This window comes from Campylobacter concisus, from assembly GCF_902460895.1.
Taxonomy (GTDB): Bacteria; Campylobacterota; Campylobacteria; order Campylobacterales; family Campylobacteraceae; genus Campylobacter_A; species Campylobacter_A concisus_BC.
In genome coordinates this window covers 193,659-205,579 of record NZ_CABPVL010000004.1, presented here as the reverse complement: position 1 = coordinate 205,579, position 11,921 = coordinate 193,659, and the positions used below count along the sequence as shown (strand labels likewise).

Here is an 11,921-nt window from a genome sequence, read left to right as displayed (position 1 = left end):
AATTTGGCTAAATTTGAGTATTAATGCAAGCTTTCTATGTAGCTCATAGCGCTAAGTGCAGCCACCGCGCCATCACCTGCTGCTACGATGACTTGTTTTGGAGCGTCCTCTCTGATGTCGCCTGCTACAAAGAGCCCTTTTAGACTAGTTTGCATCTTAAGGTTAGTCTTTACCTGTCCGCCATCAGCCATTTCGCAGATAAATTTGCCGTTTTCATCTTTTAAAATTTCGTTATTTACATTTAGTCCGACAAATGTGAAAATGCCCGGCACATCAAGCACGCGCTCGCCATTTTTGGTATCAAGCACGATCTTTGTTAGACCCATATTATCGCCAAGCGCCTCTTTTACGGTCGCACTTGTTATAAACTCGATCTTTTCATTTTTTCTAGCTTTTTCAACGGTTGTTGGCGCTGCTCTAAACTCGTCACGCCTATGCACCAGATAAACTTTTGAGCAGATATTTGCTAGGTAAAGTGCCTCTTCAACAGCTGTGTCGCCACCGCCAAGTACGGCTACCTCTTTGTTTTTGTAAAAGAAGCCATCGCATGTCGCGCATGTGCTAACGCCTTTGCCAAAGAATTCGTCCTCACCTTTAAAGCCAGCGCGTCTTGGGGTTGAGCCAGTCGCTACGATGACAGCCTTTGCCTGCTCACTCTTGCCGCCCTCAAGTAAAATTTCAAAGCTGCTGTCACTATTTTTTCTGATGCCAACGACGTTTGCCCACTTATGAACTAGTCCAAATGCACTGCACTGCTTCCACCAAGTGCTCATAAAGTCAAAGCCGCTCTCGCCAGGGGCTTTTTGACCTGGATAGTTTTCTATTTCTGAGCTCGAGGTGATCTGACCGCCAGGCTCGCCTTTTTCAAACATTACAACATTTTTTAGTCCGCCTCTAGTGGCGTAAAGTCCGGCGCTTAGTCCTGCTGGACCGCCTCCGATGATCGCTAAATCAAGCATAAATTTCCTTTATTCTAAAACATTTATGGGCGAATTTTGTTTATAAATTTCGCCCCTTTGATGAACTATCTCAACACTGCTAGGTAGCTTCGTGATGCTTAAATTTCGCATAAGCTCTAGGACTGTATTTATATCTGAGCTTATATATTTTAGTGTCGAGTTTGACTCATATCTTTTTTGAAAGATATCGATTGCCACAACTGTTTCATTTTTGGTTGGTAAAATTTCGTCTAATTTTGATTGATTTGAACTGAAGATTAAAAGCGTGTATTTTGGCTCTTTTGGAGTGAAAATTTCGCTTTTTTCGTAAAAAACTAGCTTCGCAAAATCAACAAATTTATATTGTGAAAAACGATAGTTGCTATACGCAAATGCAGCCGCTATCATAGCTGCACCAAAAAATGAACCAAATATATAGGTAAGAGGAAGCAGACTTCCTCTTCTTTTTTCGCTCATTAAAGAAGCGAATTTAGTTTGTCAGTTAGGGCTTGTTTTGACTGCGCACCGACCATTTGCTCAACTAGCTCACCATTTTTGAAAAATAGCAATGTTGGGATCGATCTGATGCCAAACTCAACCGCAAGATCTTGTACTTCATCAGTATTTACCTTGCAAATTTTCGCTTTGCCCTCGAAGTCTTCAGCAAGCTCTTCGATCACTGGAGCTAGCATACGGCAAGGTCCGCACCATGGAGCCCAGAAATCTACTAGAGCAACGCCTTCTTTTGTTACATCAAAATTTTCTTTTGTGAGTTCGATGTATTTTCCCATTTGTTCTCCTTATTTTCAAGATGTGGCAATTATACAAAATCAAATTTAAATTTTAGCTAAATAATAAATTTTATTATAAACTAATATTTTCTATCAGCTCAAAATTTTCATTTTTTACAACAAGCAGATCAAGCTGATAGTCACTGTTTGGCTCATTTTTCATCATATAAAAATTTATTGTTTTTAAAATTTTCATATATTTTGCCTTGTTTAGGCGGTACTGGGCTTCGTATTCTCCGCTAGTTGCTTTCACTTCAATAAAATGCAAAATTTTATCGCTACTTAGCGCGATGATGTCGATCTCGCCAAATTTAGAGTGAAAATTTCTCTCTAAAATGACAAAACCAAGCTTACGCAAAAACTCGCAAGCCCTATCTTCGGAGCTCTTACCAAAGAGATACTCTTTTAGCCCCAAGCTACTCCTCGATCCTCATCATAAATGGCTCTTCTTTTATATACTCTTGCTCTTTTAAAAGCTCTATCGTTCGCTTTGCATCAGCCTCTAAGCTCGTGTGTGTCGTGAAAAATAGCACAGCATACTCGCTCTCATCTTTTGGCTTTTGCAGCAAGCTATCGATCGAGAGATTGTTTTCGCTCATTAAATTTGTTATCTTTGCTAGCACGCCCATTTTGTCTTCGACTTTTAGTCTAAAGTAATACTTCGTCTTTATCCTGTCGCGATCAAGCAGCTCTAAGGTATTTAGCTCAAATGGCGCCTTGTATCCAAGCATCGGCGACTTGCTATCTCTTGCGATGTCGATGAGATCGCTAATTACCGCACTTGCTGTCGCATCGCCGCCAGCTCCAGGCCCATAGTACATAGTCTCGCCAACGACCTCGCCAACGACGCTTATCGCATTTGTTACGCCGCTTGCCTTTGCTATCATTTTATTTTGTGGCACAAGCGCTGGATGCACGCGTAGTTCGACCTTACCCTCGCTTTTTTTGGCGATGGCTAGAAGTTTTATTGAGTATTCAAAATCTTTTGCGAAAAATATATCCTCTGGCGTGATGCCTTGTATCCCCTCTATCAAAATATCCTCTGGATCGCCGTGCACGCCATAAGCGATGCTAGCAAGGATGAGAAGCTTGTGAGCCGTATCAAAGCCGCCCACATCAAAGGTAGGATCAGCCTCAGCATATCCAAGCTCTTGTGCCTTTTTAAGTGCGTCTTTGAAATTTGAGCCCTCATTCATCATCGATGTTAGGATGTAGTTGCTGGTGCCGTTTAGTATGCCATTTATGCTTAAGATGTGGTTGGCGCTAAGCCCCTCTCTTAAGGCTCTGATGATCGGTATGCCACCAGCCACGCTTGCTTCAAAGCCAAATGGCGTGTTTTTGGCTAAATTTTGTAAAGCATATCTGTGATAGGCAAGAAGCGCCTTGTTTGCAGTGACGACCGCTTTTTTGCGCTTTAAAATTTCACTCACCACTCTAAAAGGCTCTTCAACGCCGCCCATAAGCTCGACAAAAACGTCGATATCATCGCGGTTTATGACGCTATTTATATCGTCAGTCAAAGGGATGTCAGCGTCTCTTTTTTTATTTAAATTTCTAACCACACCGATGACTGGCACTATCTCTTCGCCACATCTTGCTGCGATTAGCTTTTTGTTTTTTAGTAAAATTTTTGCAACCGACTCACCAACGGTTCCAACACCTAATATCGCTACATTCATTCAAATTCTTTCAAATATTTTTTTATATTTCTTGCTGCTTGCCTTATCCTATTTTCGTTTTCGATAAGAGCTAAGCGCACATAGTCGTTTCCTCCCTCGCCAAAACCAATGCCCGGGCTAACGGCGACTGATGCCTTTGTAAGAAGCTGCTTTGAAAACTCAAGGCTGCCTAAGTGGCTAACCTTTGGTGGAAGTTTTGCCCAGATAAACATGCTGGCATTTGGCTTTTTAAGCTCCCAACCAGCCTGAGCAAAGGCCTCTATCATCACATCTCTTCTTTTTTCATAAATTTGGCGTATCTCTTCAACGCAGCTTTGGTCGCCGTCAAGCGCTACTGTGGCTGATACTTGTATCGGTGTAAACATGCCGTAATCAACCCATGATTTTATCTTTTTAAGTGCGGCGCAAAGTCTCTTGTTTCCGCACATAAAGCCAACTCTCCAGCCTGCCATGTTATAGCTTTTTGAAAGAGTGTAGCACTCGACTGCAACGTCTTTTGCCCCATCGACCTCAAAAATGCTTGGCGTTTTGTAGCCATCAAATGTAAGATCTGCGTAGGCGATATCTGAGATGATGTAAAATCTCTCTTGCTTTGCAACGCTTACAAGGCGCTCGTAAAAGCTCTTTTGTACGGTCACGGTCGTTGGATTGTGTGGGAAATTTACCACTACGTATTTTGGCTTTGGCGAGCTTGCGTGTATCGTCTGGATCAAATTTTCAAAAAATTTATTCTCATCTAGCTCAAATTTATCGTTGTAGTGAAGTGGCATCTTTGCGACACTTCCGCCAGCAAACAAAAACGCTTGCGTGTGTATCGGATATGCAGGATCAGGCACGATAGCCACGTCGCCTGGGTTTATAACGGCTTGAGCAAGATGTACAAAGCCCTCTTTGCTGCCCATAGTGGCGACTGCTTCGGTTTCTGGGTCTAAATTTACGCCGTATTTGCGCTTATACCAGTTGCAAATGGCAAGGCGGAGCTTGTAAATTCCAGCGCTGGCTGAGTAGCCGTGAGTCTTGTCTTTTTGCGCGCTTTCGCATAGTTTATCGACGATGTGTTGCGGTGTTCTGCCCTCTGGGTTGCCCATAGAAAAGTCGATGATGTCCTCGCCAGCTCTGCGTGCTGCCATTTTTATAGCATTTACTTCGGCAAAAACGTAGTTTGGCAAACGCTCAATTGTATTAAATCTTATCTCATCAAACACTGTTTGCTCCTATTTTATAAGCTTGATAATTATCTCGTTTTTAATATTAGTTATGTCGTTATTGTCGCTAATTAACGCATATTTTGCGTCGTTAGCTAAATTTATGGTGTAGTTAGTTTTTATCTCGTTTTCTTTTTTTAGATCGATTTGGTTTAAGTTTTTATCATAAATTCTAACAAGCGGCACCCATTTGTTTGGCTCGTTTGAGATGATATTTAGGCTACTTGCGCCTGCTATATCTACGATATAGACACCTCCACTTTTTACAAGCGGGGTCTCTTCGTTAAAATTTACTTTTGAGGCATTTAGGCTCATATTTTTAGCATCCAAATAAAGCGCTAAATTTCCATCAACTCTATCAAATCCCATGATCTTAAAGCCGCTTTTACTAAGCGTGAAATTTAGCAAATTTGGATCTATGCCACCACTTTTTAGAGCTAAAATCCCATAAGAAATTTCATTGCCATTTTTTAGAGAATTTACTCTTGCTACGCTTATATTTGCATCTTCAAGAGCTAAATTTATCGATTTGACAAATAGTGCTGAGGGGGCTTTTTGCGTGCTTATAAATTTTAAATTTAAGCTATTTGAGCTAAAAGAGAGAGCATCGTAGTTTGAGCTTTGCTTTAGTCTTGAGACTAGCTCGCCAACGTTTAGCGAGCCGTTAGTGTCTAAATTTTCTAAAGAAATTTGCAGATCTTTTCCGCTGCTTAGTGCATTTGCACTGCTATTTAGATCAAAAGCGTATGAAAAAACGCTAAAAAGAAGAAATATGACTAGTTTTTTTACCAAGATTTGCCCTTATTCATCTCGACAAACTCGTCATAAGTTAAAAATTTCATATCGCCATTTTCTACTAAAAATCTAGCTGGACGGCTTGGGTTATACTTTGTCACTTTATCGCCGATCTTAAGCTCGATGTTGCCATTTCCGCAAACGACTAGCTGTCTTTGGTCTAAATTTATATTGACACTTTTGCTTGTATCGCTTGATGTTTTTTGACCATTTTCAAGGTTGATGATGCCTATCCAAACGCGTTGTTTTGGTGTGATGACCGCCTCATTTAGTGGCTTTGTCACGTTTTGCTCTACTTTTGGAGCTGGCTGGGCTGCCATGCTAGGTTTTAGGGCATTTTGATCAACGCTAGCAGGACTTATAGTCACGTTTTGCTCAGCTGGAGCTGAAATTTTCACGCTTGAAGCGTTTGCATCGATCTTTGGAGTGTTTTGAGAGATCGTTACGTTTGTGTCGATTATATTTTTCTTCACTTCATTTACGATACTTGATTGCGAGTAGCTCACGCTTGTGTTGTCTTCATTTAAGCTTGCGATGAAATTTTGGACGTATTTGTAAGCGTCAAAGTAGTAAGCACCGCCAGCGATGATAGCTAAAATGATGATCCAGAAGAAAAAGCCAGCCCCGCCACCGCTACTTTGCCTTTGGATCGAGACATCTTCGGGTGTGTATGATGAAATTTTTGGGCTAACTTTTGTTTTTTTGCTCTCATCAGGCATATTTTCTTGCATAAATGCGTCGTATTCGGCTAGAAGTTCGCTAAGATCGACGCCATACTCACGCTGTAAAATTTTGGCGTAGCCTCTGATGTTTAAGCGTGATAATTTTTCAAAATTTTTGTCAAAAATGTATTGTAAAAATGTGGGTTCAATGTGCGTCTTACGCGAAATTTCCTTTATGCCTATCTCTTTTAAATTTTCTAATTCATTCATCTATCATCCTATCACAAATTATCGCAAAAGCTGCACTTACATTTAGGGAGTCCCAGCCGTCTTTTAGCTTGATACCGACGCACTCATCGCACTTTGCTAGAGCTTTTTGCGGTATGCCTTCGCCCTCTGAGCCCATCACCAAAGCCCTTTTGCCAGCAAATTTCATCTCTTTTATATTTTTGCCGTTGCTTGCCGTCGCGTAGAGCCTAAAACCACACTGTTTTAGCTCGTTTAGCAGGCTAAGCCCGTCTTCAAAGATCGCTATTGGTATCTCGTAAGCAGCACCGCTACTTGACCTTAAAACGCCTTGCATATTTACACTTTTTGTAACAATAACCAGCCCTTCGCAACCTAGAGCATAGGCACTTCTAGCGATAGCACCGATGTTTCCAACGTCGCTTATGCCATAAAGCACGGCGATGAAATTTAGCTTTTTTAGCTCGCTAAAGTCTGAAAACACAAACTCACTAACGCTTGCTAAGAAGCCTTGATGGTTGCCGCCATGCGCCATCGACTGAGCTTTTTGATTATCCACGCGGATGATCTTCTTGCCTGTGCCACAAATTTTTGAGAAGAGTTTTTTATCACACTCTTTTGAGAGATAGATCTCTTCTAGGATCTGCGGGCGCTTGTTCAAAATATGTAAAAATAGCTGTTTTCCGTATATTATCATGGTTGCTTATGGTAGCTAAAGTCAAGTAAAATTTAACTTATTTTGCTTCTAAATTTGAGTGAATTTTTGAAACTTTTTGAGAGAATTTGAGCTTTTAAATTTATGCTTTTATGAGCTCGTCGTAGATCTTTTTGACGTCCTTGCCAGTTATTTTGCTAAGCAGTTTTGCCTTTGCTTTTGGGGCTATATCAAGCGAGAGGATCTCATCTTTTGTGATATTTTGAGTGGCTATGTTAGCACTTTTTGAGATGACTACCGCCCACTCGCCGTTTAAATTTGCTTTTTCTAAAATTTGGGCTAAATTTTTGGCTGTGCCTTTAAATTTGGTCTCAAATTTTTTAGTAGCCTCTTTTATGGCAAAAATTTCTCTCTCTGGCTCTAAATTTGCGATGCTTTGCACTAAGCTTAATACGCGTTTTGGGCTTTCGTAGATGACGGCTGGATAGGCTAAATTTAGAGCATTTTGTATGGCTAGTGCTCTTTCTCTGCCGGTATTTGGTAAAAATCCTAAGAAAACAAACTCTTTATCGCAAAGTCCGCTTGCAACCACGCTTAAAAGTGCAGCGTTTGCTCCGCTTAAAATTTCGTATTTGATATCATTTTTTTGAGCGTATCTTACTAGGCTAACGCCTGGGTCACTTATGCCTGGCATGCCAGCGTCGCTCATATAAGCTACGTTTTTACTTAAAATTTCTTCACTTAAATTTGCAAAAAATTCATCTTCGTTGTGGGTGTGAAGCGGGATAAAATTTGAGATATTTATGTTTGCGTCAAAGCGTTCGTTTAGTAGATTTACAAGGCTTTTGCAAACTCTTGTATCTTCGCAGATAGCTATCTCGCATTCACGCAAAATTTTGATCGCGCGAAGCGAGATATCTTCTAAATTTCCTATTGGAGTAGGAACAAAGTAGAGCAAGGCTTATTTTTGAGCGTATTTTTTCTTAAATTTCTCAACACGGCCAGCGCTATCAACTATCTTTTCGCTGCCTGTGAAAAATGGGTGGCACTTGTCGCAGATGTCGATTCTGATTTCGCTTTTGTTTGACTTTGTCTTAAAAGTGTTGCCACACGCGCAAGTTACGGTGCACTCTACATATTCTGGATGGATCTCTTTTTTCATCATCTTTCCTTTATTATTTTGGGCTATTTGTATACCTTAAAAGTTGCTGATTATATAAAAAGAAATCTAAAAATCAAATAAATCAAGCAAGAAATTTTACCGCCACAGATATGACTGCGGTCTGTGATCTTAGGATATTTTTTGTATTTAGGCCGTAGATGTTTTTAAATTTATCCGTCTCATCATCGCTAAATCCGCCCTCTGGACCGATTATTAAAATTTCATCATCTCTTTTTTCATTTAAATTTTTGCCGCCAAAATTTATAGCCGAGACATTTTTATAAACGTTCATTAGCTCGTCTAAATTTTTATAAATTTCAAACTCCATTAGCGACGTTCGCCCGCACTGCTCGCATGAAAGTGCGTTTATGTAGTTTAGCTTTTCAAGGTCGATCTTGAAATTTGCTTGAGAAAATTTAGTATAGACAAAGGCGATCTTACCGACGCCAAGCTCATTTAAAAATGGCAGTGCCTTTTCGATCGTCTTTGGATCAACGACCGCCCAAGCGATGGTAAAGTCAAATTTATGCTCGCAGTTTAGGCTGGCAAAGACAAGGCTTAAATTCGCACTTCTGCGCTCTATCTCATCGATCTCATAGATATACTCTTTGCCGTCGCACAAATTTCTAACACTTATGCGCTCTCCTGCTTCAACCCTTCTAGCCTTTAGGTGTAAAAACGCATCATTTACTATCTTTAAGCGCTCTTCGCCAGCGTTTTTATCATATAAAAATTTCATCTAAATCCCTGCTATGATGATCAAAATAATGTCGCAAATGCCTTTAATAAGGGCAAATTTTTTAAATTTCTCTAGCTCGCCGGCAATGGCGTATCTTTTTAGCCTTTTATATCCAACTGCGCTAAGTGCGATCAGGGCTATCAAAACAAGAAGCATTTTTATGGCGTTAAATTTTGGCTCATAGCTATAATATGCCCACAAAATAAGCCCAGTTAGCACCAAAAAGCTAAGCAGCATATGATAAATAGGCAAAAAATACCTTATACGAAGCACGTAGTTTTTACTCCTCACTCCAAACTGAGTAAGCGCTAGATAAAGCACCGCTAAAGCAAGTAGCGCATAAAAAAATGTCACGTGAAATGGCAAAGTATAAGCATAAAGCGAGCCTAAGTGTTCGTTCATTTCTTCTCTTTAGGAGGCTCGTTTTCTTCGACGACTGGCTCAGGTGGCAGCTGCTCGTCGATAGTTACATTTGCATCAGGCTGGGCTATCGTAACATCACTAGGGACTGGCTCACTAACGTCACTTTTGGCCTCTTCTTTATCTCCACATCCCAAAAATACGCCAGCTATAAGCAAAAAAGAGGTTATAAATTTTTTCATTAAACGTCCTTTGGATTTTCTATTTTTATCTTATTTATCATCTTTTCAAGCAAATTTTTATCTTCCCATTCGTCCATAACAGCCTCTGAAAATTTGATATCGCTAAGCCTTATCTCGCCCATTTGTGGATTTGTCGCGTCCTCTTTAAAGCACTGCGCATAGCCAGTGTCGGTCTCATGGACGATGACACTATGAAGCTTCACCTCGCGCTCGCCATTACTCATCACGCTAAGCTCAAGCAGCCTTTCGATCATTACAAAAAATATACGGCAAAACTGCTCTGCACTGGGATTTAGCGGGATCTCGATCCACCTTGCAGAGTGCTTTTTAAGGTCGTTTTTGTATTCGTCACTATCGCCTGAATATATGGTCGTAGCGTGGTCAAAGCTATCGATGATCGTCTTTATGTTTTGCTTCATCAGCCCAAAGTCATAGACCATGCCAGCGTTATCAAGAAAATTTGAGCTAAGTAAAATTTCTGCCACGTAGCTGTGTCCGTGGATGCTCGTCCTGCAGCGCTTTGAGCTACAAAATCTCACGATATGCGCATTTTCAAATCTAAAAAGTTTTCTAATAATCATCAAACACCCTCTTTGTCGCCCCAAAGCCTGATGTGGATACGCTCTGAGTAGTTAAATCCATGCTTTATGGCAAATTCCGCTGTTTTTAGAGCATTTTTGCCTAGTTCGTCCTCATTTGCGCCCATCGCCATGCACCAAACTGGCAAATTTGCTCTATCTTTTATATATAAAATTTCCTCCAGCTCGCTTTTGTCAAAGCGCGAGAGGACAAATTTTAAAAAGCTGCTTTTAGCATTATTTTTGATAGCTAAAATGGCATCTAAATTTATGCGTTTTTGCTCGCTAACTCCGCTATTTGCTAGCTTTACGCCAAGTGCAAAATGGCAGTTTTTATAAATTTCAAATTTATCAAAATCAACCAAGATCGTGCCATTTGTCTCAAAATGCACCTCGTATTTTATAAGCAAATTTCTTACCAAATTTATGAAATTTTCATTTTGATGCCAGATGAGTGGCTCGCCGCCTGTTAAAACGATGATCGGCTTTTGCTCTAAGCCTTTACAAAGCCCATCAACTAGGCTTAAAATTTCATCTGCGCTATATCTTTTGTGGTGAAAATGTCCCTTAAAAACGGCTCTTATGCTATCGCATCCCAAAAGCTCTTCACCTGTTTTTAAAGACCTTGTCTTTACGCCAAAGCCAGAGCAGTTTAGGTTGCAGCCCAAAAAGCGTAAAAACACAGCGAGCCTGCCCTGATAAGCGCCCTCGCCTTGGATGCTTAAAAATGCCTCAACTAATTCTAGCTCTTTGCTCATCAACCACCAGTTTGGTAAAAAGCCCTTGAAGATGTTTCATTTTCAGCTCCTAGAGCCCATTTGTTCTCTTTTGGCTTATTAGCTAGCACTTGCCTTAAGATCTCGCTTGCTGCGACGATGTCGCCATTTGCAACTGCTTTTTTGATACTTAGTGCATCTTCAAAATAAAGGCAAGGTATCAAAAGCCCCTCAGCACTTAGTCTGATGCGGTTGCAACTCTCGCAAAAGTCGTGTTTGTGAGGGTCAATGATGCCAAATTTATAGCCGTCATCAAGTCTGTAAATAGACGCAGGTGCGTTTGGCAATTTTTCATCTTTTGTGACGTTATATTTTTGCGAGATGATATTTAGAATTTCATCGCTTTTTAGCCCTTTTAGATCCTCTTTGGCGTGCGAATTTTCCATATATTCGATAAATCTGATTTGAGAGTTTCTAAATTTAGCAAACTCAAGCAAATTTACTAGCTCATCGTCATTAAAGCCTTTTAGAGCGACGGTGTTTATCTTGACCTTTAGCCCAGCGTCAAGTGCCGCCTCAAAGCCAGCTAAAACCTCGTGCAAGACGCTCTTTTGAGCGATAAATTTAGCCTTTTGCTCATTTAGCGTATCAAGCGACATATTTATGCGCTTTAGACCAGCGTCTTTTAGCCTTTTGGCAAAGTGTGGCAGCATAAAGCCATTTGTTGTAAGCGCTAGATCGATGTCTGGCTTATAGTCGCTTATCATCTTTATAAAGACGTCCAAATCCTTGCGCACGAGTGGTTCGCCGCCTGTGATCCTGATCTTTTTCACACCCTCATCGATAGCTACTTTTACAAATAAAAATAGCTCTTCAAATGTCAGTAAATTCTCTTTTGGTGTCCAACTAAATGGCGTCGTAGGCATGCAATATCTACATCTAAAATTGCAACGCTGCGTCACAGAAATTCTCAAATAATCAACAACCCGACCATATTTATCTATTAGCATAAAGCACCTTTTTTAAGCTTGGTTAGAGCTTTTTTAATTTTCAATTATATGTTAAAAGATTTAAATTTAAATAAAAATTTAAGCTAATTTTTGTAGTTTAAGAGTAGTTTTGTCTTTTAAAATTAGCCCAAATTTAGGCTAAT

Annotated in this window: 17 protein-coding genes; all 17 read right to left on the bottom strand. The window is 40.3% G+C overall.

The window, feature by feature from the left end:
• Positions 1–20 precede the first annotated feature (20 nt).
• The gene (locus tag F3G98_RS07590) at positions 21–959 is read right to left on the bottom strand and encodes an NAD(P)/FAD-dependent oxidoreductase (protein WP_103608549.1); all 939 of its coding nucleotides are present in this window, start codon (positions 957–959) and stop codon (positions 21–23) included.
• Between the two features lie 9 nt (positions 960–968).
• Positions 969–1,415: a hypothetical protein gene (locus F3G98_RS07585; protein WP_103594427.1), complete on the bottom strand. Its 447-nt coding sequence runs from the start codon at positions 1,413–1,415 to the stop codon at positions 969–971.
• Positions 1,415–1,729 carry a thioredoxin gene (gene trxA, locus F3G98_RS07580; protein ID WP_021092602.1) on the bottom strand — a complete coding sequence of 105 codons (315 nt, stop codon included), beginning with the start codon at positions 1,727–1,729 and terminating at the stop codon, positions 1,415–1,417. The genes F3G98_RS07585 and trxA overlap by 1 nt, the downstream gene beginning before the upstream one ends.
• 73 nt (positions 1,730–1,802) lie before the next feature.
• Positions 1,803–2,144, bottom strand: coding sequence for a YraN family protein (locus F3G98_RS07575; RefSeq protein ID WP_103634422.1), 342 nt, complete (start codon positions 2,142–2,144; stop codon positions 1,803–1,805).
• A 1-nt stretch (position 2,145) separates the two neighbouring features.
• Positions 2,146–3,408, bottom strand: coding sequence for a homoserine dehydrogenase (locus F3G98_RS07570; protein WP_103650041.1), 1,263 nt, complete (start codon positions 3,406–3,408; stop codon positions 2,146–2,148).
• A complete protein-coding gene (locus tag F3G98_RS07565) occupies positions 3,405–4,613 on the bottom strand; it encodes an LL-diaminopimelate aminotransferase (protein WP_149725970.1) in 1,209 nt (402 codons plus the stop codon). The genes F3G98_RS07570 and F3G98_RS07565 overlap by 4 nt, the downstream gene beginning before the upstream one ends.
• Positions 4,614–4,622: 9 nt before the next feature.
• Entirely contained in the window at positions 4,623–5,405 is a 783-nt protein-coding gene (locus tag F3G98_RS07560) for a hypothetical protein (RefSeq protein WP_149725969.1), read from the bottom strand.
• Positions 5,399–6,340, bottom strand: a complete 942-nt coding sequence (locus F3G98_RS07555; RefSeq protein ID WP_149725968.1) for a helix-turn-helix domain-containing protein — start codon at positions 6,338–6,340, stop codon at positions 5,399–5,401. Before F3G98_RS07555 ends, F3G98_RS07560 begins: the two co-directional genes overlap by 7 nt.
• Entirely contained in the window at positions 6,333–7,013 is a 681-nt protein-coding gene (locus F3G98_RS07550) for a TrmH family RNA methyltransferase (protein WP_149725967.1), read from the bottom strand. The genes F3G98_RS07555 and F3G98_RS07550 overlap by 8 nt, the downstream gene beginning before the upstream one ends.
• A 100-nt stretch (positions 7,014–7,113) precedes the next feature.
• Positions 7,114–7,929, bottom strand: coding sequence for a 16S rRNA (cytidine(1402)-2'-O)-methyltransferase (gene rsmI, locus F3G98_RS07545; RefSeq protein ID WP_149725966.1), 816 nt, complete (start codon positions 7,927–7,929; stop codon positions 7,114–7,116).
• Between the two features lie 3 nt (positions 7,930–7,932).
• Positions 7,933–8,133, bottom strand: coding sequence for a 50S ribosomal protein L31 (gene rpmE / locus F3G98_RS07540; protein WP_021089480.1), 201 nt, complete (start codon positions 8,131–8,133; stop codon positions 7,933–7,935).
• Positions 8,134–8,215: 82 nt separating this feature from the next.
• Positions 8,216–8,872: a 16S rRNA (uracil(1498)-N(3))-methyltransferase gene (locus F3G98_RS07535; RefSeq protein WP_149725965.1), complete on the bottom strand. Its 657-nt coding sequence runs from the start codon at positions 8,870–8,872 to the stop codon at positions 8,216–8,218.
• A complete protein-coding gene (locus F3G98_RS07530; protein WP_149725964.1) occupies positions 8,873–9,274 on the bottom strand; it encodes a hypothetical protein in 402 nt (133 codons plus the stop codon).
• On the bottom strand, positions 9,271–9,474 hold the full coding sequence (locus tag F3G98_RS07525; RefSeq protein ID WP_009295012.1) for a hypothetical protein: 204 nt from the start codon (positions 9,472–9,474) through the stop codon (positions 9,271–9,273). Before F3G98_RS07525 ends, F3G98_RS07530 begins: the two co-directional genes overlap by 4 nt.
• Positions 9,474–10,055 carry a 6-pyruvoyl trahydropterin synthase family protein gene (locus tag F3G98_RS07520; protein ID WP_149725963.1) on the bottom strand — a complete coding sequence of 194 codons (582 nt, stop codon included), beginning with the start codon at positions 10,053–10,055 and terminating at the stop codon, positions 9,474–9,476. Before F3G98_RS07520 ends, F3G98_RS07525 begins: the two co-directional genes overlap by 1 nt.
• The gene (locus F3G98_RS07515) at positions 10,055–10,810 is read right to left on the bottom strand and encodes a 7-carboxy-7-deazaguanine synthase QueE (protein ID WP_149725962.1); all 756 of its coding nucleotides are present in this window, start codon (positions 10,808–10,810) and stop codon (positions 10,055–10,057) included. The genes F3G98_RS07520 and F3G98_RS07515 overlap by 1 nt, the downstream gene beginning before the upstream one ends.
• Positions 10,810–11,778, bottom strand: a complete 969-nt coding sequence (moaA, locus tag F3G98_RS07510; RefSeq protein ID WP_035142762.1) for a GTP 3',8-cyclase MoaA — start codon at positions 11,776–11,778, stop codon at positions 10,810–10,812. The genes F3G98_RS07515 and moaA overlap by 1 nt, the downstream gene beginning before the upstream one ends.
• Positions 11,779–11,921 lie beyond the last annotated feature (143 nt).

Excerpts from the sequence above, each read along its gene's own strand:
- F3G98_RS07590 (WP_103608549.1), bottom strand. The coding sequence starts at position 959 with ATGCTTGATTTAGCGATCATCGGAGGCGGTCCAGCAGGACTAAGCGCC.
- F3G98_RS07585 (WP_103594427.1), bottom strand. The coding sequence starts at position 1,415 with ATGAGCGAAAAAAGAAGAGGAAGTCTGCTTCCTCTTACCTATATATTT.
- trxA (WP_021092602.1), bottom strand. The coding sequence starts at position 1,729 with ATGGGAAAATACATCGAACTCACAAAAGAAAATTTTGATGTAACAAAA.
- F3G98_RS07570 (WP_103650041.1), bottom strand. The coding sequence starts at position 3,408 with ATGAATGTAGCGATATTAGGTGTTGGAACCGTTGGTGAGTCGGTTGCA.
- F3G98_RS07555 (WP_149725968.1), bottom strand. The coding sequence starts at position 6,340 with ATGAATGAATTAGAAAATTTAAAAGAGATAGGCATAAAGGAAATTTCG.
- F3G98_RS07550 (WP_149725967.1), bottom strand. The coding sequence starts at position 7,013 with ATGATAATATACGGAAAACAGCTATTTTTACATATTTTGAACAAGCGC.
- rpmE (WP_021089480.1), bottom strand. The coding sequence starts at position 8,133 with ATGAAAAAAGAGATCCATCCAGAATATGTAGAGTGCACCGTAACTTGC.
- F3G98_RS07535 (WP_149725965.1), bottom strand. The coding sequence starts at position 8,872 with ATGAAATTTTTATATGATAAAAACGCTGGCGAAGAGCGCTTAAAGATA.
- F3G98_RS07530 (WP_149725964.1), bottom strand. The coding sequence starts at position 9,274 with ATGAACGAACACTTAGGCTCGCTTTATGCTTATACTTTGCCATTTCAC.
- F3G98_RS07525 (WP_009295012.1), bottom strand. The coding sequence starts at position 9,474 with ATGAAAAAATTTATAACCTCTTTTTTGCTTATAGCTGGCGTATTTTTG.
- F3G98_RS07520 (WP_149725963.1), bottom strand. The coding sequence starts at position 10,055 with ATGATTATTAGAAAACTTTTTAGATTTGAAAATGCGCATATCGTGAGA.
- F3G98_RS07515 (WP_149725962.1), bottom strand. The coding sequence starts at position 10,810 with ATGAGCAAAGAGCTAGAATTAGTTGAGGCATTTTTAAGCATCCAAGGC.
- moaA (WP_035142762.1), bottom strand. The coding sequence starts at position 11,778 with ATGCTAATAGATAAATATGGTCGGGTTGTTGATTATTTGAGAATTTCT.